This window comes from Pseudomonas sp. SIMBA_067, from assembly GCF_046534675.1.
GTDB lineage: Bacteria > Pseudomonadota > Gammaproteobacteria > Pseudomonadales > Pseudomonadaceae > Aquipseudomonas > Aquipseudomonas putida.
On the sequence record NZ_JAWRYH010000908.1, the window covers coordinates 1 to 253 of the forward strand.

Annotated in this window: 1 protein-coding gene; it reads right to left on the reverse strand. The window is 31.6% G+C overall.

Annotated features, from left to right (window positions below; genetic code table 11):
- Window positions 1-253, reverse strand: a 253-nt coding sequence (locus SB765_RS31850) for a hypothetical protein (protein ID WP_410932786.1), incomplete at both ends; no start/stop codon positions are given.

Sequence of the window (253 nt, forward strand, 5' to 3'; positions counted from 1 at the left end):
CCAGCTTTTTTACATAGGCTCTATAAGCTGACACGGTATTATTTTTTTGAGAGCTTTTAATATTAAGCTGCTTATTGAGCACAGTACCTTTAAAGGCTATCTTTTGTGTAAAAGCATAAAGCTGATTATCAAAAACAGTAAAATTTTTAATAGTTCTATAATTATTCAGTCTCACTTGGGCATTAAAAGTATCACCAGGTTTAATTGGTTGTGCAAAATTGATACTTAATAAGGCATAAGGTGCCCTAAAGTG